The organism is Chryseobacterium sp. CBTAP 102, assembly GCF_003201365.1.
GTDB lineage: Bacteria > Bacteroidota > Bacteroidia > Flavobacteriales > Weeksellaceae > Chryseobacterium > Chryseobacterium candidae.
This window is the reverse complement of the sequence record NZ_QICX01000003.1, coordinates 274,649-296,233: the sequence shown is the minus strand read 5'-3', so window position 1 is coordinate 296,233 and position 21,585 is coordinate 274,649. Positions and strand designations below refer to the sequence as shown.

Below are 21,585 nucleotides of genomic sequence, written 5' to 3'. Positions count from 1 at the left end.
TGTGATGAGTAATGAATAATGAATAACGAGGTTTTGTATGAGATTCCGTTTTATATTTGAATTATGAATTTTATAATCTATCCTCAATATTGGATATTCAATAGCACCGGGCTTTAGCCCGGTTTAAAAATAAACGATTTCATTTGGCTTTAGCCGAAACTTAAATAATGGAAGATTATATCCACAGTTATCAGTACAAATCTGTGCTATCTGCGGGATAAACAAATAATTATCCATAAAAAAAGCCGATACAAAAAGTACCGGCTATATAATGGATGACATTAATTTTATTTTCTTTGTGGCGGATAATTTTTCATAATCTCAGCCATAATCTCTGGAATCTGTCTCTGTTTTGCTTTTGGAGAATCAACAGAAATTCCGCTTCCGATACCCTGCCAAACCAGTTTGTTGCTTTTTGCATCAATAAGGTCAACAATCAGAGCGCCTTCATTGTAGTTGGTTGTCCATGTTCTGTTCATGCCAACGCCCCATCCGAATGGTCCGCCCCAACCCCACATTCCGTAAGGAGAAGAAGAATTGATATCAGTAATCTTTTTATGATTTGCTTTTACGTTGATAATCAGATCAGGGTTTTCTCCGGACTGAAGTCCTTTGCTCTGAAGCTGTCTCGACAGTTCATTCAGTACTCTGTCTTTATCAATATCATTCAGTTTTAGATCATCAATTCTGATTTTATAGGTTTTATAAGAATTGAAATTGGCGGTTTCAGCATAATCTGAACGTATCTGAAAAGGGCTACAAGAAGTTAAGCCTAATGTAGCAGATGCCAACAAAATAAAAATATATTTTTTCATTTTATTTATTTTTTTTATCACTTTTAATGAATGTATCAGTCTTTTTATCATACCCGTAAGGACAGTGTCTGCAGCCGCTTTTACAGCAATATCCTCTTTTCAGATGAAATTTTTCTGTAAAAACCTTGTACCCCTGTTCATTATAGTAGAAGTCTTCACCTTCTTTGATGTCATAATGGGCCATAAGTTAAATGCTTGTCAAAAAACTTTTTATATTTGTTACTATGATAATTGTATGCCAAAAGCCTTTAAAAAAATTAAAAATTAATGGCATCGCACTCTTTCCCTTTATCTTCATTAGGAAACCCGAAGATAAGGAAAATAATGTATTGATCAATCACGAAAAAATTCATTTACAGCAACAACTGGAAATGCTCATTATTTTCTTCTATATTTTCTATGTTATTGAATACTATTACTGGTTTTTCAAACTGAAAGACGGTTATGTGGCTTATAGACGAATCTCCTTTGAAAGAGAAGCTTACGCCAACGAAAACAGCATGAATTATCTCAAAGAAAGAAAATTCTGGAACTTCAGGAAATATTTGTAAAGTGAATGTTGGGGTTTGGGATTTGGTTTTTGGATATCAATTTTGATGTTCTTTATATTCAATAGGAGCGGGCTTTAGCCCGTTTATCAAATAAATAAAAAATTCAGTCGGCTTTAGCCAAAACCTAAAATTATCAAAACAGTCATCCGCGAAAATCTGTATGATCTGTGGGAAAACAAACAAAATCCCGCAAGATTAAATCTTTTCCTACTTTTGCAAAGAATAATCTTGTGTCGTAAAACTGAAATGCTATTAAAACTTCCCACACAACCTGTTTTTATCCAGGAAATTCTTATCGAGAAAAACATTAGGCTTTTTATTAAAAGGGAAGATCAGATTCATCCGTTGATTTCAGGCAATAAATACTGGAAACTCTTTCACAATGTGAATCACTATCTGGAAAAAGTTCCTGATAATCCATACATCATTACTTTCGGAGGCGCTTTTTCCAATCATATTGCAGCGGTTTCTGCAGTAGGTAATATGGCAGGTATTCCAACACTGGGAATCATCAGAGGAGAAGAACTGGAGCATAAATGGCGTGATAATCCTACTTTGCTTTTTGCAAAAAGAAACGGGATGAATCTGAAATTTGTCACCCGTGAAGAATACCGTCACAAAGAAAAACTGACAGAATTCCTTCAGCAGGAGTTTCCTGAAGCTTTGATAGTTCCTGAAGGAGGAACCAATAAAGACGCTGTAGAAGGAGTGAAAATGATGCTCAATGAACAAACAAAAGATTTTGACTATCTTTGCACCGCAGTTGGAACCGGAGGTACCATTGCAGGAATTTCAAAATTTTGTGAAGAGAATCAGAAAGTTATAGGATTTAAAGCCGTTGACGATGCTTCACTGGAAAATAAAATTTTTGAATTAACTTTGAGACAGAATTTTAATCTAATAGATTCATGTTTTGGAGGTTATGGTAAAATAAATGATGCAAACGTTCGTTTTATCAATGATTTCAAGGAGAGGTACGGTATTCCTTTGGAACCGGTTTATACAGGGAAAATGATGGAGAAAGTTTTTGAACTGATAGAAGAAGAATATTTTCCTGAAAACAGTAAGGTTTTGTGCTTTCATACTGGTGGTTTACAGGGAATTGAAGGAGCTAATTTACTGTTGGAAAAACAGAATAGAAATTTAATTATATAAGTAAAATTGAAAAACATGAAAAGACTTTTTCTATCCATAAGCCTTTTAGTTTTATCAAAATTTTCAGCCCAGACTTGGGCAACCGAAGATCAGTATATTCAGAAGTTTGCTAAATATGCAGTAGAAGAAATGGAAAAATATAAAATTCCGGCTTCTATTACCCTTGCCCAGGGATTATTGGAAACCGGGGGCGGACAGAGCAGACTGGCACAGGAAGGTAAAAATCACTTCGGTATAAAATGTAAAGAAGACTGGACCGGTAGAACAATGAAACATACCGATGATGCACCTAACGAATGCTTCCGTGTGTACGATGATCCAAGACAGTCTTATGAAGACCATTCTATATTTTTATCCACAAGAAAATATTACGCCAACCTTTTCAAACTGGATATGAAAGATTACAGAGCGTGGGCAACCGGCTTAAAAAAAGCAGGGTACGCTACCAATCCGCGCTATGCTTCCATTCTTATCTCCAAAATTGAAAAGTATAAGTTATATGAATATGACAATACCAATTCTAATGAAGTATTGTATGCTGTTCTTAAAATGTACCCGGATCTGAAAGACGACAGAACTTTCATGGCACAGCTGGAACCTTCAAAAGCAACCAGAAAAGTGAAAGAACCTGTTACCGTTGAAGTCCCTTACAAACAAACCTCTTACGCACAACAACAAAAAAGAGTAGAGAGAATTAAAACGAAAGCTGAAATTCTGAATTCTATTCTTATCAAAAGCCACCCGAATGACGGGCTGAAATATATTGTAATTCCTGAAGATACCGATGTGAAATTCATTGCCAACAAATTCAAAGTAAGCGAAAGCAGACTGATGAAGTGGAATGAGCTGGAAAATGAAACGTTAAAGAAAAATGACATCGTTTTCCTTGAGTCTAAAAATTCTACCGGAAATACAGCCACCTATAAAGCTGAATACGGAGAAGATATGCATGATATTGCACAGAAATTCGGAATCAAATTAAATAAATTATACGCTAAAAACAGAATGGATGAAGGACAGCAGCCATCTGCAGGACAGCTTATTTATTTAATAGACAAAAAACCACGAAACTAATTTAATTTTTTTGTTGAGAGTTTATCGTTGACAATTACATGCCAACCAGCAGCTGTCAGCACCAACTAAATATATATGAAGTATCAAAGAAGTTCGGCTTTATTTGATGAAGCCTACAAATACATTCCGGGAGGTGTAAACTCTCCGGTAAGAGCATTTAAATCCGTAGGAGGAGTGCCTGTTTTTATGAAATCGGCAAAAGGGGCTTACCTTACCGATGCAGATGACAATACTTACATCGATTATATCAACTCATGGGGCCCGGCCATTTTAGGACATACTCATCCTGAGGTACTGGAAGAACTGAAAATACAGGCTGAAAAAGGATTCTCTTTCGGTGCTCCTACAGAACTGGAAACAGAAATTGCAAAATTCATCATTGAAAATGTTCCGAATATCGACCAGATAAGAATGGTTTCTTCAGGAACAGAAGCTTGTATGAGTGCCATCAGACTGGCAAGAGGATACACAGGAAGAGATAAAATTGTAAAATTTGAAGGCTGTTATCATGGGCATTCGGATTCATTCCTGATCAAAGCAGGAAGTGGTGCAGCTACTTTTGGAAATCCAAATTCTCCGGGCGTAACAGCTGGAACAGCAAAAGATACTTTGTTAGCGCGTTATAATGATTTTGAACAGGTTGAAGATTTATTCCGTCATAATCAGGGAGAAATTGCAGCGGTAATTATAGAACCTGTTGCGGGAAATATGGGTTGTGTATTGCCGGAAAACGATTTTTTACAAAAACTGAGAAAGATCTGTGATGAAAACGGAGCATTATTGATCTTTGATGAGGTGATGACTGGTTTCAGATTAGCTTTCGGAGGAGCTCAGGAACTTTTCAATGTAAAAGCTGATCTGGTGACTTACGGAAAAGTAATCGGAGGAGGGCTTCCGGTAGGAGCTTTCGCTGGTAGAAATGAAATCATGGATCATCTTGCACCAAAAGGCGGTGTTTATCAGGCGGGAACATTAAGTGGAAATCCTTTAGCAATGAGAGCCGGATTAAAAACTCTTCAGCTTATTAAAAATGATTCTGAGTTTTTCAGCAGATTGGAGAAAACAACAGAAACATTGGATTTTGAGATTGGAAAAATCTTAAATGAAAAAGGAATTGCTCACAGAATCAACAGAAAAGGTTCTATGATGTCTGTATTCTTCCATATTAAAAGCGTTTCCAACTTTGATGAAGCACAGGAAGCAAATCATTCTTTGTTTAATAATTTCTTCCACCAGATGCTTCAGAATGGAGTCTATCTTCCGCCAAGCGGTTATGAAACATATTTCATCAGTGATGCCATCAAGGATAAAGAGATTGATATGACACTGGAAGCAGTAAGAAAATTTGAATATTCAAATAAATAATAATGAAACCGGATTTAAAATCCGGTTTTTTTATGGAAAAGAAAGTTTAGATTGAAAAAAAATCAACGCAATCTCTGTCATTCAGCAGGAGTTTCACCAGCATAAAAACAGTATAATTTGGATTCCTGCTTGTGGATATTTTTATACTAGTCATAATTACTAGTCTTAGTTTTATACAAAAAGTAAAGGCTGCCCCTTTGTCACTCCGTAGGAGTCTCAACAGCGTAAAAACATCATAATCTGGATTCCTGCGTAATGACAGGCGTTGTGGATATTTTTATATTAAACATACTTGATACAGATAGTTTAGCCGGTCTATTTGTCACTCCGTAGGAGTCTCAACAGCGTAAAAACATCATAATCAGGATTCCTGCGTAATGACAGGCATTGTCGATATTTTTATATTAAACATACTTGATATAGAAAGTTTAGTCGGTCTATTTGTCACTCCGTAGGAGTCTCAACAGAGTAAAAACATCATAATCAGGATTCCTACCTAATGACAAGCGTTGTGGATAAATTAAGTAGATCATAAAGCATTCCCCTAGGGAATCAACACAAAGCATAAATCATACAGATTTTGTAATAAACCATACACTTCGTTCAGAGTACTTCTTTTTAATTTTGTCTTAAATAGATTGGAAATGAAGACCTTCGACAATAACATCTCCCGCAAACATTTTATCCGGAATTCGGCTTTGGCTGTAGCGGGACTCACTTTAATACCCAATATCATGACTGCATCGCCTTTCGATGAGAAAAATCTTTCAGTAAAAGGAAAAATGAGCCTTAAAAATGTTCGTCGGAAACAAGGTTTGAATACCAGGATGGAGAAGTAGCTTCTACCAAAACAGATCTGTTTTATGTAGAAGTTGAAAAAGGAAAAATCACAAAGATCACACCCAATCAACCCAATGCTAAAGCTGTAGATGCAAAAGGACTATTGATGCTTCCTGCATTTAAAGATATGCATATTCACCTTGATAAAACCTTTTATGGAGATCAGTGGCAGTCCGTTAAAAAAAGAGCCGGAGGAGTAAAAGGAATGATAGAACTGGAGCAGAAAATGCTTCCTGAGATGCTGAAAAAATCAACATTCAAAGCTGAAAAACTGATCGAGCTATTACAATCGAAGGGAACTTCCTATGCAAGAAGCCACGTGAATATTGAACCGACTTCCAAACTTCAGTCATTAAAAAATTTGCAAAAAGCGTTAGAAAATAAAAAGAAAAGCTTTGGAGCTGAGCTGGTAGCCTTTCCACAGCATGGTGTTTTCTATACGGATTCCGTACCTTATTTGAAAGAAGCTGCGAAGATGGATATTTATTCTGGAGAAACTAATCAGAAGTATATATATTTATGCACTTGTTTTTTGTAATGCCATCGGAAGCTTTTCGGGTGGCTTTTTTTGAATGGGTTCCGGAGTGCGGGTTTAGACTTTTCGTGATCCTGGTTTTTATTTTCCGGATCAGAGTTTCAGATGGTGAATTTCGAGATTGTTTATATTCAATAGGAACGGGCTTTAGCCCGTTTGAATGGAAAAAGATATTCCTCCGGCTTTAGCCAAAACTTATCAAGGAAGGGTATGTGTCTAAACATAAAAATAATTGTTCAAATTGCAATCCGGTATTTTTACAATGTGAACATCTATTCATATTCAAAATTCCTAATATTGGTAATATCTCATAATAACGATAAAAAAAGCCCCCGGAAATACTTCCGGAGGCCTTCTATTTGAAATTAAATCTAGGTACTTATATGATGATGTTATAAGTTAAAGTTTGTCCATCCTGCATACCAGGTATCGTTCGCATCTTTTACAGCACCTTTGTAAGTAACCTGTGTAAACCAAGTCGCTAATTTAGGGTTAGTAAATGCACCTCCTGTTAATAATGGAGAACCTGAGCCAGGAGCGAAGTTTGGTGTAGTTCCTGCAGGAGCCCATGCGTTGGCAAGCTTTACATCAGCAGTAGAAGCAAGGATTGTGTTTCCTTTAGCATTAAACCAGGTTGTAAGATCTGCTAACGTATACGTTGTTGGAGTAGAGGTAGATGGTCCGAACTTTAAAGGAGTTTGCATTCCTGCTAAAACGTTGTTTTCAAAGAATAGTTTATTACCTACAATATTGTTATCTGTTGGAGATCCTTTTGTAGCATCAATGAATAATCCAACAGGGAATCCTGTGAATACAGAGTTGAAAACAGAGATAGAAGAATTTCTTCTGATTTGTAATGCATTCTGGAATAATGCGTTGATAGACCCAGAAGCCGCAGAGTTGATTGGCCCGATAATCGTCATATTAGAGAATGTAGCAGATGTCTGAGGATTTAAAGTAGAACCGTTAGCATCATTATCAGATTCAAATGCATTAGAACCTGAAACGTCTGCTACCTGAGAATCTCTTACTGCGATACCAAACTGTACCTTTCCTGAGAAACCGTTATCTGTATCAAAATCGTCATCAAGACCTTTGTAAGAAATAAGGTGAGAACAGTTTACCGTTCCTCCGAACCACTCAAAACTGTCATCATTAGCATAAGCAACTTCTACATAGTCTACTGTAGTTCCGCTACCTACACCCCCGAACGTAATTCCGTTGATCTCTTTATCCGGTAAGAATGCATATCCTGCATATTCTATTCTTACATATTTTAATACACCACTGTTGTCAGCTGCGTTAGTACCACCATAAAGTCCAAGACCTTCAGAGTTGTTAATACCTCCTTCAATTTCTCCAACTCCGTTTGCTCCTCCGAAAGATGCATTAGTAGGAGCGTTTCCTAAGATTACTACACCTGCCCAGTCTCCTCTTTTAGGACTTGGTTTCTCTGAAGTGAAGATAATAGGGTTGGCAGCAGTTCCTTCCGCCATGATTTTGCTCCCTCTTGTAATGATCAAAGCTCCGTTTTTATCAGCTTCACCTACAATCTTTGTACCTGGCTCAATAGTTAAAGTAGCTCCGTTAGTTACATATACCAGTCCTCTCAGCTTATAGATTTTATTGGCTTTAAGTGTAGTATTGGAAGTGATTTTTCCTGAAAGAATAAGGTTTTCAGTTTCTCCGTTTCCGTTACCTCCATTTTGAATAATGGTAGGTCCATCTTCTTCTATATTTCTACAAGCGGTAGTTGATACTAGAGCGCCAAGCATTAAAGAATATAAAACGAACTTTTTCATGTTATAAAGAATTAAATTATTTATTAGATTATTTGTTGAGTGAATTAAAAATTGTATCCCAGTGTTAAACTGATATTGGTTCCTGTAAGTCTTTCAATAGCAAGAGCATCTTTGCTGTCATACTTACCATTGTCGTTCAGGTCATGGTAGAATTTAGCACGACGGTTCAGGATATCTGAAACATTCAGCTTGATTTCTCCTTTGTTGCTCCATAATTTTTTAGCAAGCTGGAAGTCTAAAAGAGGTCTGGGTGCTTCCCAGATTGGTGGAACCTGATCGTTTCCTACATATAAGATTCTTCTTCCGATCATGTTGAATAATAGAGTAGAAGACCAACCTGATTTTTCAGTATCGTACTGAAGACTTAAGTTAACCGTGTATGGAGACTGTCCCTGCATTGGTCTGTCTATGTTGGTAGCTTCGTCCGTTACTCTGTTTTTAATTAATGCTACGTTTCCACCCAGCGTAAAGTTTTTAAGAGCACTTACAAAATCCAGTTTTTTTCTCGCTTCCACTTCTAATCCATAAGCATCAGCTTTATCTACGTTAAGGTAGTTGAAAGTGTTACTGGTTCCTACCCCTGATTGGTTGAAGTATAATTCGATCGGTTTTTTGAAGTTTTTATAGAAACCTGCCACGGATATAATTTCTCCGTTTCTTGGGTAGAATTCCCAACGAAGGTCAGCACTCGTGATTTTAGTTCTTTCAATAGATTTGTTACCGATTACAGTTGCTCCAAGGTCAAAATCATAATAAGCCAAAGGAGAAACCTCTCTGAATTCCGGTCTTACAACAGTTTGTGAACCTGCAAGACGGATATTCATTTTAGGATTTACCTTGAATGTCAAGTTCACAGCAGGTAAAAAGTCTGTCACTCTTGTATTGACAAAACGGTCATCACTCTTTTTTGTGCTTCCTACCAGCTGGTCAAAGTTTTCAACTCTTAATCCCCAGACTGCTCTTAACCATGGTGTGAAGTTGTTGTCAAACTGTAAATATCCTGCGTTAAGGATCGTATTGGCAATATATCGGTATTGGTTTCCTGCAATTTCATCAAATGTAAATCCTCCGTTAGTTCCAAAATTACCAGGATTGAAGATCGTTTCAAAAGGCTGAGAAAGCAATCCCTGATTGAAGTTTTCAAGTCTTACAGAGAACGGTCTTGAGTTGTATATTCTGTCTTTTACCTGGAATAAATACCCACCTTTGATCGTTTGTTTTTGTCCGAACATCGTAAATGTTTTGGATACATCACCTCCTGCATTATATAAATAGTCACTTAGCGTAGAGTAGAATACACTTCCTGATTTTTGAGAAAGACCATTAGAAATCAATGCTAAATAAGGGCTTCCCGGCATGTTCGTATATTGGTTATACTGCAAACGCTGTAGCAAAGGGATGTATTGATCAAGAATCCCGAAGCTTCCGTACCAGTTTACGGTAAGACCGCCAAGAATATCAAGTTTATGGTTACCGGAAAGGGTAGAGTTATAGAAAGTGGTTTCTTTAAATCCAATTTCCCTTGCCATGATGTTTGTTCCGTTAATAGGATCAAATTCAAAGTCCTTTCCAGTTCTGAAGGACATGTGATTTACTGTATTGTTGGTGATGATATTCTTCAGGGAAATTTTATTGTTGCTGTTCAGCTTTAAAGAAAGGTTCAACATCCCTCCCAAAATAATATCATTGCTGTATTTTTCTGTAAAATAATCGAAGTTGGTATCAGCAAGCTGATTGTTGATGGTAAAGAAACGGTTGGTAGATTCAGTTCTTCTTTTGTTATTACTGTAGTTTAAAACAGCAATTACTCCTAAATCTTTTCCGAATAACTTCGTGTTGAAACCTCCGTCTAACTGTAAACTTAAGTTTTCAGGGTAACCGATACTGTTGTATCCAAGATTCTTTGTATATCCTTTACCGATCTCTGTTTTCTGTGCTTCAGTCAGAATACTGAAAGCGTTTTTTGCAGGCATATTGGTAGGAAGTTTTCGGTAACCGTCATCAATTCCTAAAAAGTCCCATTTTCCTCCTTTCTGCATATGGAATTCCTGCCCTATAGTAGCGGTGTTTCCTCCTACGCCTACCTGTACATTGAAGAAATTTTTATTAGGAATATCTTTAGTATTTACCTGGATCAATGCACCTCCCCATTCACCTGTATATTCAGGAATGAAAGTTTTGTTGATCACAAGGGTTTCGATAACGTTAGCAGGGAAAAGGTCAAAAGAGAAAGTCTTTCTGTCTGGTTCCGTACTGGATAACTGGATGCCGTTCAGCATGGCCTGATTGTAACGGTCTGATAAACCTCTTACTACAATATATTTTCCATCAAACAAACTCACCCCGGAGACTCTTTTCAGAACTTCACCCGTATTTCTGTCCGGACTTCTTTTAATAGCTTCAACACCAATAACCTGAGAAACTACACCCGCATTCTTTTGTAAACCGATGGTAGAGGCTATGGTTTCTTTTCTTGCATTTGATTTTATGACAACACCCTCAATTTCTTTTTCTTTGGTAGATGGCTTATCCAGAACAATATCAAGGTGAGTATTACCTTCATTTTTGATAATCACCTCACTGATCTCTTTTCTGTTATACCCATTGGAGCTTACCGTTACAATGTAATTGGCACCGGGAGAAAGGTTGATAGAGTAGTATCCGGAAATGTCAGTGGTTACTTCCTGACCGTTTACCTTTACTTTTACACCTTCTATAGGAGTATTATCTTTCTCGTCCAATACCCTACCTTCCAAAATCTGACTTTGTGCAAAAGCATAGCCAGCAGAAAACAAGGCAAGTAGCATGATGCTCTTGTGGAGTTGTTTTTTCATTATTACTTCTTTTACTTCTTTTTCAAGGGCAAAATAAGGGCTAAGTTTTTAAGAAAACTTTAGGAGAATCTTAATTAATTATGAAGTTTGTATTAACGAATGAATGGATTTTATAGTTATCGATGTTTTGTTTATATAATTATAATTTTTGTTTTAATATTGAATATTATTCCTTATATTTGATTTTTATATATTTATTTATTGTTTTTTTTATTGATTTTGTAATTTGTTTTTAAAATGTTGTTTTTTAATAATTAGTTAACATTTGGCGGATAGATGAAATCAATTGAAATAATTAATTTTGTGGGAATTCTTAAACTAGAAGATGAGCAAAAAAATTCTTTTAATAGACGATGAACTGGACATTTTAGAGATTCTGTCTTACAATTTGGAAAAGGAAGGGTACGATATCTATACCGCTACCAATGGTAATGAAGGTATAGAGAAAGCAAAGGAAATTGTTCCGGACCTTATCTTATTAGATGTCATGATGCCTGAAAAAGATGGTATAGAAACCTGTCAGGAACTTCGTAAAGTGAAAGAACTGCAAAAAACACTTATTGTGTTCCTTTCTGCAAGAAGCGAAGAATTTTCTCAATTAGCAGGTTTTCAGGCGGGTGCTAATGACTATGTCGTAAAACTGATCAAACCGAAAATCCTTATCTCTAAGGTAAATGCATTATTGCAGCTAACCTCTCAGGTTTCTGACAATGCTAAACTCATCGAAATCGGAGACCTTGTTATCGACAAAGATAACTTCAGAGTTTCCAAAAGCGGGCAGCAGTTTCTTCTTCCCAAAAAAGAATTTGATTTGCTTTACCTTTTGGCCTCCAATACTGAAAAGGTTTTCAAAAGAGAAGAGATTCTGGAAAAAGTTTGGGGTAATGATGTGATTGTAGGAGAAAGAACCATTGATGTTCACATCAGAAGACTAAGAGAAAAATTAGGGATCAATACCATTCAGACATTAAAAGGGATTGGATATAAACTGATCGTTTAATTATTTAAAAATCTTAACTTTACGTTCAATCATTAAAACGTTGTAAAATTGAAATTTTACAGACTTACCCTCGTTGCCTCCTGTCTGCTGACACTGGTAATGCTCCTTTTAGGTGTCGTATTCGATTCGCTGAAAGATATCTACTATAAGACCCCTTTGTTCAAAACGGGTCTTTTCATCTGTATTGTCCTGATCTTCCTGATCAACTGTGTAGTACTGGAACTCCTTTTCAATTACTACAGCAGAAAACAGGTAAAAGGTCTTTCAGGATTTCTTCCGCAGGAAATAGTACAGAATCATGATGAAAATATCACCATCAAAGAGTTAGGTGAAAGATTTTCAGATCTCAATCAGCAGCAGGTATCTGAAATTGATATGATGAAAGAGATGGAAAGCTACCGTAAAGAATATATCGGAAATGTTTCCCATGAACTGAAAACCCCTTTATTTTCTATTCAGGGATATGTAGAAACCCTAAGAGAAGGCGGAGTAGACAATCTTACGATCCGGGATAAATATCTGGAAAGAATTGATAAATCGGTAGAAAGACTTATTGCTATTGTAACCGATCTTGATATGATCAATAGGCTGGAAGCTGGCGAAATCAACCTTACCGTTTCAAAATTTGATGTCAACCTTCTGATCAAAGAGATTTTTGACCTTCTTGATCTTGAAGCTGAAAAACGAAATACAACTTTACAGATTCAGACCCTTCATCCACAGATTTTTGTAGAAGCTGATAAACAGAAGATTTCTCAGGTTTTTATTAATCTCATCTCCAATGCCATTCATTATGCTAACAGACAGGAAGCAAAAGTGATTGTAAAAACCAGTATCCTGAAAAATAAGGTGCTGATAGAGGTCATAGACAACGGAATGGGGATCAAATCCGAAATTCTTCCAAGAATCTTCGAAAGATTTTATCGTGTGGAAACCAGCAGAAGCAGAAGAGAAGGCGGCTCCGGGCTTGGCCTGGCTATTGTAAAACACATCCTTGAAGCTCATAACGAAAATATTACCGTAGAAAGCGTTTACCTTGAAGGCACAAAGTTTAGTTTTATGCTTGAGAAAAGTAAATAATTCCGGCAAAATGTAAGAAAAAAAAATATTTTAAAAAATCCTGAAATATTTTTTTGTCACATGTCATTTATTATATATTTGCAACAGAGATTTATCATAATTATAAAGGCAAAAAAGTAATTTAAGAAACTGATATGGTTTACAAAATCCGCGTAATATTAGATGCGAAAGAGGATATTTTCCGTGATATTGAAGTTAAGGGAAAACAAACGTTATGGAACTTACATTTAGGAATTAAAAGTGCATTCAGTCTGCAGGGAGATGAGCTTTCTACCTTTAATCTGTTGGAAGACGACGGAACGATCGTAAAAAGTGTCCCATTGGAAGATATGAGTGATGATGGTGACGGCGAAATTATGTCAGATGTTTACATTGATGAGGCTTTTGAAAATGTAGGAGACAAAGCACAGTTCCAGTATGGGCTTCTTGATCTTTGGGAATTTTTCTGTGAGCTTATTGAAGTAATTGAAGAAACAAAAGGCGTGAACTATCCAATCACGGTATACAGATTTGGAAATGTTCCGTTGAAAGCTCCTGGCAAAAACGGAAGCGCAGGTGGCAAAAAGAAATCAGCAATGCCATTGGTAGATGATGAATTCGGCTTCGATGATGATTTTGGAGCAGGAGGAAATTTTGCAGATGAAGATGATGACAGCTTCGATGATGATGAGGAAGAAGACTACAATGATGATGTCTTTGATGATGAAGATGATAATGATGACGAAAGATAGTCAACAACAATATACTGCCCTGGATTTTGATCCGGGGCTTTTTTATGGCAAATGCATAACAATTAAAATAATAAACTGGTAAATAAGTAAACGGATTTCCTCTGCCTTTCCATAAATAAGCTTTTCATAAATTTACCATTTAGTAATTTTGCCTTTTTACCTTTACAATTTTGTTCTTTTCCCGCTTCCCTCCAAAAACAATCCTTACTTTTGTTAAAAATAGTTTAATGAAAAAATTACTTTTGTTAGCTGTAATTGGTCTGGGAATTGTTTCCTGTACCACTCAAAAAAATACACGGAAGATGACAGAACTGCCAAAAGATTGGAAACATAATACAAATATCTACGAAGTAAACATAAGACAATATACTCAGGAAGGAACTTTCAAAGCATTTGCAAAAGAAATGCCCCGGCTGAAATCTATGGGCGTAAAAACACTTTGGTTCATGCCCATTACCCCAATTGCCCAGCAGAATAAAAAGGGAAGTCTGGGAAGTCCTTATGCCGCTGCAGATTACACTTCCATCAATCCTGAATTCGGGACACTGCAGGATTTTAAAGATATGGTGAATGAGGCACACAGACTGGGATTTAAAGTAATTATAGACTGGGTGGCCAATCATACAGGCTGGGATCATGTGTGGACAAAAACACATCCTGAATTTTATCTTAAAGATCCGGATGGAAAATTCCATATAGCTTCCGGAATGGACGATATTATTGAGCTGGACTATAAAAATCAGGAAATGCGTCAGGCTATGATAGATGCCATGAGATTCTGGGTGCAGGAAACCGATATTGATGGTTTCCGATGTGATCTAGCTTCATGGGTAGAAGTAGACTTCTGGGAACAGGCACGTCCTGAAGTAGAAAAAATAAAACCTCTTTTCTGGCTGGGAGAATTTGATGAGCTGGAAAGCCCGGAATACGGAAAAGTTTTTGATGCCAGCTATTCCTGGAAATGGATGCACAAATCTGCCGACTATTATAAAAAAAATGAACCTCTTCAGGAGCTCAAGGATCTGTTGAGACAGTATTCTAATATTGGAGACGCCTCCATGAGAGCCTGGTTTACCACAAACCACGACGAAAACTCGTGGAACGGAACCGAATATGAAAAATATGGCGTCATCACAAAACCCATGGCTGTATTCTCCGCCACATGGAATGGTGTTCCGTTATTATACTCAGGGCAGGAGCTTCCGAATATGAAGAGACTGGAGTTTTTCGAAAAAGATGTCATCAAATGGACGAATACCTATCAGGTTGCTGATTTCTATAAAACAGTATTGGATTTGAGAGCTTCGAATCCGGCTTTAAGAGGAGGAGATACCAACGTTACAACTTACCTTCTTAATACAACAGCAAATGATAAAATTCTGGCTTATGTAAGAAAAAACGGCAATGATGAAGTTTTGGTTGTTCTGAACATGTCAAAAGAACCGGTTAACTTTTCTATTGAAGACGAACATCTGTCAGGAACATTCAGAAATGTTTTTGATAAAACCAAAAGAGATTTCAGCGATGGAAAAGATTTTAGCTTTAAAGTATCTGATTTTGCTGTATTTGAAAAATAATATTTAGATCTTTGGCTTTATCTTAATGAATAGCCACTAAGCAGTACTTAATTCCCCTCCGCTGGAGGGGTGTCAAAATCTATGATTTTGACGGGGTGGTTTTTACCGCTCACCATAAAAAAACGTCCATTGAAATGAACAAACAGGAAATAATCAATATCATTAAAGCAAAAACAGCAGACAAAATCCGGTATTTTGAAAACCTGATCGCAGAAACACGGGCATCCAACAATGACACCAAAAGCTCAATGGGGGACAAATACGAAACCGGAAGAGAAATGCTTCAGCAGGAAATCAATAATCTGCAGAGACAGCTTAACGAAGTGTTGAGCCAACAGGCTGTTTTGCAGAAAATAACTTCGGATCATTCAGAAAAAGTTCAGAACGGAGCATTGGTAAAAACCGATAAAGGATTGTTCTATATTGCTGCTTCCATGGGAGAAATTGTTTTTGAGAACCAGAAAATCATGACCGTTTCTGCAGAATCACCCTTGGTGAAAGTTATGTATGGAAAAAAAACAGGAGAAACATTTACAGTCAATACCATTCATCAGACCATTGAAAATATATGGTAAAATTAATTTCTGTTAGATGGCAGATATACAGCTGTTTAATAGAAAATAAACATCACCGCTATAAAATGCATTCATAAAAGTGAGTGCTTTTTTTAATGGTTTTTACTAAATTTGAAACTTAAAATCTCATTCAAAATGCAAAACTACCTGGACCTTTTACAGCATATTTTAGACAACGGAACTGATAAAACCGACAGAACCGGCACTGGAACAAGAAGTGTTTTCGGATATCAGCTGAGATATGATCTGTCAAAAGGATTTCCTTTGGTAACCACAAAGAAAGTGCATTTAAAATCCATTATCTATGAGTTGCTTTGGTTTCTGAAAGGAGATACCAATATCAAATACCTTAAAGATAACGGAGTAAGCATCTGGGATGAATGGGCGAATGAAAATGGAGACCTGGGACCTGTTTACGGAGCACAATGGAGAAGCTGGAATGGAGCAGACGGAAAAATTGTAGATCAGATTACAGAAGTGATCGATCAGATCAAGAAAAACCCGAATTCCAGAAGACTTATCGTATCAGCATGGAATGTTGCAGAAATTCCAAACATGGCTTTGGCTCCCTGTCATGCCCTGTTCCAGTTTTACGTAGCGGATGGTAAACTATCTTTGCAGCTGTATCAGAGAAGTGCTGATGTTTTCCTTGGAGTACCTTTCAATATTGCAAGTTATGCATTACTTTTGATGATGGTAGCGCAGGTTTGTGATCTTGAAGTAGGGGATTATGTTCACAGTTTTGGAGATGTTCATATCTATAATAACCACTTTGAGCAGGTAAACAGACAGCTTGGAAGAGAACCAAGAGCACTTCCGGCAATGAAATTAAACCCTGCAGTTAAAAATATCTTTGATTTCGATTTCGAGGACTTTACTTTAGAAAATTATGATCCACATCCGGGGATCAAAGCTCCTGTAGCCATTTAATATTCTTATATCGCTTTATTTTTTAAATTTACGTCTATTTTTTTATTAATAGATGCCATTATCTGCGGTCATAAACTAAGGAATCGGAATATAAATCCTTTATTACACTTTCTTTTGGCAATTGTTTCTTACATTTGAATGAACAATTCCGGTTCGTTGGATTCTTTTTGTAAAGGGATCCGTTGGCAGACAGGAAATCATAAATATCAAATACTTAAGAATAAATTATGAAGTATTTAAAAATTAATATAGAAGACAATGCAGATGTTGAAGTACTGAAAAATGCAGTACTTCAGTTGAAAGGTGTAGCATCAGCAGAAATAGTGGATGACGAAAATCCTGAAAGTGAACTCAAAAAAGCCTTTGCAAAAACAAAAGAACAGCTTAAAAAGGGCGACTATGAAACTTTAGTCAATGACATTTTCGACATCATCATAAAAAAATAATTCTAAAAAATAATAAAGCAGACCGATGAGAAAGGCCATTTTATCAATTGCTATACTTGGAATTTTATTTTCCACAAATGTATCAGCACAAACCGAAACTTCAGGAAGAGAAAAAATATACAGAGCTACTCACACTAAAGTAACGGAGCTTAAGCACACAAAACTGAAAGTGAATTTTGATTATCAGAAAGAACAGATGAATGGGGAAGAATGGCTTACCGCTTCACCTTACTTCTATGCCACCAATGAGCTTACCCTTGATGCAAAAGGAATGCTGATTCATGAAGTGGCTCTTGATAACAACGGCAAAAAGTCTCCTTTAAAATACGAATACAAAGACGATATTCTAAAAATTACTCTCGATAAAACCTATCAGAAAAATCAGGAGTATACAGTGTACATCAAATATACATCCCGCCCGAATGAAGTGAAGCAGCAGGGAAGCATGGCAATCAATGATGCAAAAGGGCTGTATTTCATCAATGCTCAGGGAACAGATCCGGATATGCCAACCCAAATCTGGACACAGGGAGAAACGGAATCTTCTTCTGCATGGTTTCCTACTATTGATAAACCCAACCAAAAGACAACCCAGGAAATCTATATGACAGTTCCTGATAAATATGTAACATTATCCAATGGTATTATGAAAGATTCTCAAAAAGAATCCAACGGACTCAGAACAGATCATTGGGTGATGGATAAAAGACATTCTACCTATCTTTTCTTTATGGGAGTGGGAGAATATGCCGTTGTAAAAGACAAATGGAAAAACATTCCGGTTGATTATTATATTGAAAAGGAATACGAGCCTTATGCTAAACAGATCTACGGAAATACACCGGAAATGATCGACTTTTTCTCTAAAAAACTGAATTATGACTATCCCTGGGCGAAATATGCTCAGATTTCCGGAAGAGATTATGTAAGTGGTGCAATGGAAAATACCACAGCCACTCTTCATGGAAGTGATATTCTTCAGAAGCCGGGACAGCTCATCGATGAGAATACGTGGGAAGATACTATTGCTCATGAACTCTTTCACCATTGGTTTGGAGATCTGGTAACTGCAGAAAGCTGGAGTAATCTTACCGTTAATGAATCTTTTGCCAATTATTCCGAATACCTTTGGAATGAATACAAGTACGGAAAAGATCAGGCCGATTATCACCTCATGACAGACGTAAATCAGTATATCCATAATCCTTCAGATTTTAATAAAAATCTGGTAAGATTCAACTATGAATCCAGGGAAGATGTTTTTGACCTCGTAACATATCAGAAAGGTGGCGGGATTTTAAACATGCTGAGAAATTATCTTGGAGATGATGCCTTCTTTGCAGGAATGAATGATTATCTGAAAACCAACGAATATCAGAACGCAGAAGCACACCAGTTAAGACTTTCTTTTGAAAAAGTATCGGGTAAAGACTTAAACTGGTTCTTTAACCAATGGTATTTCGGAAGCGGAAATCCTAAAATTAATTACTCATCCACCTTTGAGCCGGTAAAAAAACAGGTGGCTGTAACCATTAATCAAACTCAGGAAAAACCCTTTGAATTTCCTCTGGCCATTGATATCTATGACAACGGAAAACCTAAAAGATACAATGTCTGGGTAAATGCAGAAGCAAAAAATACATTCAGTTTTGATGTTTCTAAAGCACCGGATCTTGTTAATATCAATGCAGACGGAGTCTTACTGGCTGATATTACCGATACTAAAACTCCGGAACAGAATCTGATGCAGTTTACCAGCTCTAAGGAGTTCAAAAGCAGATATCTGGCTTTAAACGGAATTAAAGATCAGACCGGGAAAAGCCCTGCAGCTGTAAAATTATTGGCAGCAGCATTGAAAGATCCTTTCTTCAGGGTAAGAATAAAGGCTTTGAATGTAATAGACCTTACTAATCCTGAACAAATGAAGGCGATGGGTGCCGAAGTTGAAAAACTGGCTTCCAATGATCCTAAAACATTGGTGCAGGCGGCAGCTATTACGGCTTTAGGAAAGTCAAAAGATAAAAAATATCTTCCGTTATTTGAAAAAGGAGTGAATGCAGTTTCGAATGCAGTGAAAGGAAGTTCAATGAGTGCCCTTCTTTCTATTGATCCGTCAAGAGCAAACAGCCTGGCTGATAAAATTGATATGAAAGGAGCTTCTGATGCGTTGCAGGCACAATTGCTCCCGATTATTGTTAAGAACAAGATTACTTCGCAGATCGAAAATATTGCACCTCTTGCTACTTTTTATCCCTTCATTAAATTCCAGAATCCGGAATTGGGAAAAGCCGCAGAAGATGGTTTCAACTGGATCATGACTTCCGACAACCTGAAAGCAACAGAAAGCATAACAAAAATAGCAGGATATGCCAAAAACCAAATGGCAGACAATCCGCAGGCTAAAATGATGATGGTTCAGATGCTGAAAGATGGTTTGAGTAAAAAAATGGAACTGCTCAAACAAAATCCACAAAGCGCAGCAAGTATCAATAAGCAGATTGATGTCATTAATAAAGCAATTGAAAACTATAAATAAACAGATAAAGCCGGCAGATTTGCTGGCTTTCTTTGTATGATGAAGATGTATATAAACTGCAGGATTATATTTTTAAATACATTGATTTTTAATGATATTGCAAAAATTAGCATTTTTTACCACCGTTTTTTGTGTTATCTTTCATAAATTCGTTTAAAATTTAGACAATTATGAGTTTTGGAATTGAAGCAGCGGGGTATTATGTACCTGGTTTATATTTGGAGATTAAGGATTTAGCAGAAAAAAGAGGAATAGAACCAGCGAAATTGGAAAAAGGCTTAGGCCTTCATAAAATGGGACTTTCTGACGTTCACGAAGATGCTGCCACTTTTGCAGCAGAAGCATTACTGAAGCTTATAAAAGACTATCAAATCAATCCTGAAGAAATAGCAAGAGTATACCTTGGGACAGAAAGCGCAGTGGATGCTGCAAAACCTACAGCTTCCTATGCTGTACAGATGGTAGAAAAAGTATTGGAAGAAGAATTTGGAACAAGATGTTTCAGAAACTGTGACGTACTTGATATGACTTTTGCCTGTGTAGGGGGAGTAGATGCTTTACATAACGCTCTGGACTTTGTAAGAGTAAATCCTGATAAAAAAGCAGTAGTAATTGCCAGTGATTATGCAAAATATGAATTGGCATCATCAGGAGAATATACACAAGGAGGCGGTGCTGTGGCTCTTTTGATTTCCTCAAAACCGGATCTTCTTGAAATAGAAAATAATTGGGGAGTAGCCTCAGAAAGTGTCTTTGATTTTTTTAAACCGAGAAGATCATATAAAAAAGAAGACTTGAATGGAGCTCCGGAAACATTTCCTGAAAAGATTGAAATTTTTACAGACGAACCAGTTTTTGACGGACAATATTCTAACCAGTGCTATCAGGATAGAATAAAAGAAGCTTATTATCATTATAAAGAAATAACCGGGCAGGAAAAACCGTATGAAAACTGGCAGTATATTATTTTCCACCTTCCTTATGCGTTCCATGGGAAAAGGGTTTTTACCGAAATCTACAGCCTTGAGAATGGCCTTTCCTATGAAACAGCAGATGAACAAAAAGCAGTGGCTAAATCAGAAAACTATCTGAAATTAATTAATGATAAGATAGAAAAGACCCAGAGAGCCTCTTCAGAAATAGGAAATATGTACACAGCTTCCATATTTATGGCGCTTCTTTCAGCATTACAGACATCTTTTAACGAAAATGAAGAACTTTCCGGAAAAGAAATTGGTTTTGTAGGGTATGGAAGTGGCTCAAAATCAAAAGTATTTGCTGGAACAGTTGCCGGGAACTGGAAAAAAGTAGTAGAGAAATGGAATTTGTTTGAAAGTTTGAACCAAAGAACTGCTGTAAACTTTGAAACCTATGAAAAACTTCACAGAAAACAGTTGAATGATTCTGTAAATAAAAATTACAAAGGCTTTGGACTTGTCTCTATTGAAACAGAAAATCCGTTTTTAATAGGAGCCAGATATTATGGGTTTCAGAAATAAGTGCATTCAATAAAATTATATAAAAGCATCTCATCATACTTTGGGATGCTTTACTTTTTTTATCAATGAAACCTCTGTAAATTTTAATTGTTATGATGAATAAGAGATCATGGAAAAGGAATTCTCAGCTTGTAGAATACTGTTTTTTATATAAAATTTAAGAAAATAAGCTGTTTTTTGCTCCATTTTCTTCAAATTGGTAAATTATTTTAGTGTAAATTTTACTTAATAAATGATGTT

At 36.5% G+C, this 21,585-nt stretch carries 17 protein-coding genes and 1 pseudogene; 14 read left to right on the top strand and 4 right to left on the bottom strand.

Features of this window, described 5'->3' with window-relative positions:
* Positions 1 to 287: 287 nt before the first annotated feature.
* Both C8D70_RS06495 and C8D70_RS06490 read right to left on the bottom strand, forming a co-directional pair.
* Entirely contained in the window at positions 288 to 815 is a 528-nt protein-coding gene (locus tag C8D70_RS06495) for a DUF4136 domain-containing protein (protein WP_076596120.1), read from the bottom strand.
* 1 nt (position 816) lies between these two features.
* Positions 817 to 999, bottom strand: a complete 183-nt coding sequence (locus C8D70_RS06490; protein ID WP_047434227.1) for a DUF5522 domain-containing protein — start codon at positions 997 to 999, stop codon at positions 817 to 819.
* Positions 1,000 to 1,039: 40 nt separating this feature from the next.
* Between C8D70_RS06490 and C8D70_RS06485 the strand changes: the two genes are divergently transcribed.
* From C8D70_RS06485 to C8D70_RS06465, 5 genes and pseudogenes are all read left to right on the top strand, one after another.
* A complete protein-coding gene (locus tag C8D70_RS06485; RefSeq protein ID WP_076596161.1) occupies positions 1,040 to 1,366 on the top strand; it encodes a hypothetical protein in 327 nt (108 codons plus the stop codon).
* 246 nt (positions 1,367 to 1,612) lie between these two features.
* Positions 1,613 to 2,521, top strand: coding sequence for a 1-aminocyclopropane-1-carboxylate deaminase/D-cysteine desulfhydrase (locus C8D70_RS06480; protein ID WP_110366780.1), 909 nt, complete (start codon positions 1,613 to 1,615; stop codon positions 2,519 to 2,521).
* Between the two features lie 15 nt (positions 2,522 to 2,536).
* The gene (locus C8D70_RS06475; protein WP_076596118.1) at positions 2,537 to 3,595 is read left to right on the top strand and encodes a glucosaminidase domain-containing protein; all 1,059 of its coding nucleotides are present in this window, start codon (positions 2,537 to 2,539) and stop codon (positions 3,593 to 3,595) included.
* Positions 3,596 to 3,670: 75 nt separating this feature from the next.
* On the top strand, positions 3,671 to 4,960 hold the full coding sequence (gene hemL / locus C8D70_RS06470) for a glutamate-1-semialdehyde 2,1-aminomutase (protein ID WP_110366779.1): 1,290 nt from the start codon (positions 3,671 to 3,673) through the stop codon (positions 4,958 to 4,960).
* Between the two features lie 644 nt (positions 4,961 to 5,604).
* A pseudogene (locus tag C8D70_RS06465) lies at positions 5,605 to 6,284 on the top strand (amidohydrolase family protein); the annotation flags it as partial.
* 443 nt (positions 6,285 to 6,727) lie between these two features.
* Here C8D70_RS06465 and C8D70_RS06455 read toward each other — a convergent pair.
* Both C8D70_RS06455 and C8D70_RS06450 read right to left on the bottom strand, forming a co-directional pair.
* A complete protein-coding gene (locus C8D70_RS06455) occupies positions 6,728 to 8,137 on the bottom strand; it encodes a hypothetical protein (protein WP_110366778.1) in 1,410 nt (469 codons plus the stop codon).
* A 44-nt stretch (positions 8,138 to 8,181) separates the two neighbouring features.
* The gene (locus C8D70_RS06450; protein WP_110366777.1) at positions 8,182 to 10,971 is read right to left on the bottom strand and encodes a TonB-dependent receptor; all 2,790 of its coding nucleotides are present in this window, start codon (positions 10,969 to 10,971) and stop codon (positions 8,182 to 8,184) included.
* 325 nt (positions 10,972 to 11,296) lie between these two features.
* Here C8D70_RS06450 and C8D70_RS06445 point away from each other — a divergent pair, with 325 nt between their 5' ends.
* The 9 genes from C8D70_RS06445 to C8D70_RS06405 all read left to right on the top strand — a co-directional run bounded on the left by C8D70_RS06445 (position 11,297) and on the right by C8D70_RS06405 (position 21,345).
* Positions 11,297 to 11,971: a response regulator gene (locus C8D70_RS06445; protein ID WP_076596113.1), complete on the top strand. Its 675-nt coding sequence runs from the start codon at positions 11,297 to 11,299 to the stop codon at positions 11,969 to 11,971.
* Positions 11,972 to 12,019: 48 nt separating this feature from the next.
* Positions 12,020 to 13,051 (top strand): sensor histidine kinase, encoded by a 1,032-nt coding sequence (locus C8D70_RS06440; RefSeq protein ID WP_076596112.1) that lies wholly within the window; start codon positions 12,020 to 12,022, stop codon positions 13,049 to 13,051.
* Between the two features lie 134 nt (positions 13,052 to 13,185).
* Positions 13,186 to 13,782 carry an IS1096 element passenger TnpR family protein gene (locus C8D70_RS06435; RefSeq protein ID WP_076596111.1) on the top strand — a complete coding sequence of 199 codons (597 nt, stop codon included), beginning with the start codon at positions 13,186 to 13,188 and terminating at the stop codon, positions 13,780 to 13,782.
* Between the two features lie 227 nt (positions 13,783 to 14,009).
* Positions 14,010 to 15,359, top strand: a complete 1,350-nt coding sequence (locus tag C8D70_RS06430) for an alpha-amylase family glycosyl hydrolase (protein ID WP_110366776.1) — start codon at positions 14,010 to 14,012, stop codon at positions 15,357 to 15,359.
* Positions 15,360 to 15,493: 134 nt separating this feature from the next.
* Positions 15,494 to 15,934, top strand: a complete 441-nt coding sequence (locus tag C8D70_RS06425; RefSeq protein ID WP_110366775.1) for a hypothetical protein — start codon at positions 15,494 to 15,496, stop codon at positions 15,932 to 15,934.
* A gap of 135 nt (positions 15,935 to 16,069) precedes the next feature.
* Positions 16,070 to 16,864 carry a thymidylate synthase gene (locus tag C8D70_RS06420; protein WP_110366774.1) on the top strand — a complete coding sequence of 265 codons (795 nt, stop codon included), beginning with the start codon at positions 16,070 to 16,072 and terminating at the stop codon, positions 16,862 to 16,864.
* A 227-nt stretch (positions 16,865 to 17,091) separates the two neighbouring features.
* The gene (locus C8D70_RS06415) at positions 17,092 to 17,310 is read left to right on the top strand and encodes a hypothetical protein (protein WP_076596107.1); all 219 of its coding nucleotides are present in this window, start codon (positions 17,092 to 17,094) and stop codon (positions 17,308 to 17,310) included.
* A gap of 25 nt (positions 17,311 to 17,335) precedes the next feature.
* On the top strand, positions 17,336 to 19,846 hold the full coding sequence (locus C8D70_RS06410) for a M1 family metallopeptidase (RefSeq protein ID WP_110366773.1): 2,511 nt from the start codon (positions 17,336 to 17,338) through the stop codon (positions 19,844 to 19,846).
* Positions 19,847 to 20,016: 170 nt separating this feature from the next.
* Positions 20,017 to 21,345 (top strand): hydroxymethylglutaryl-CoA synthase family protein, encoded by a 1,329-nt coding sequence (locus C8D70_RS06405; RefSeq protein WP_110366772.1) that lies wholly within the window; start codon positions 20,017 to 20,019, stop codon positions 21,343 to 21,345.
* Positions 21,346 to 21,585: the final 240 nt, after the last annotated feature.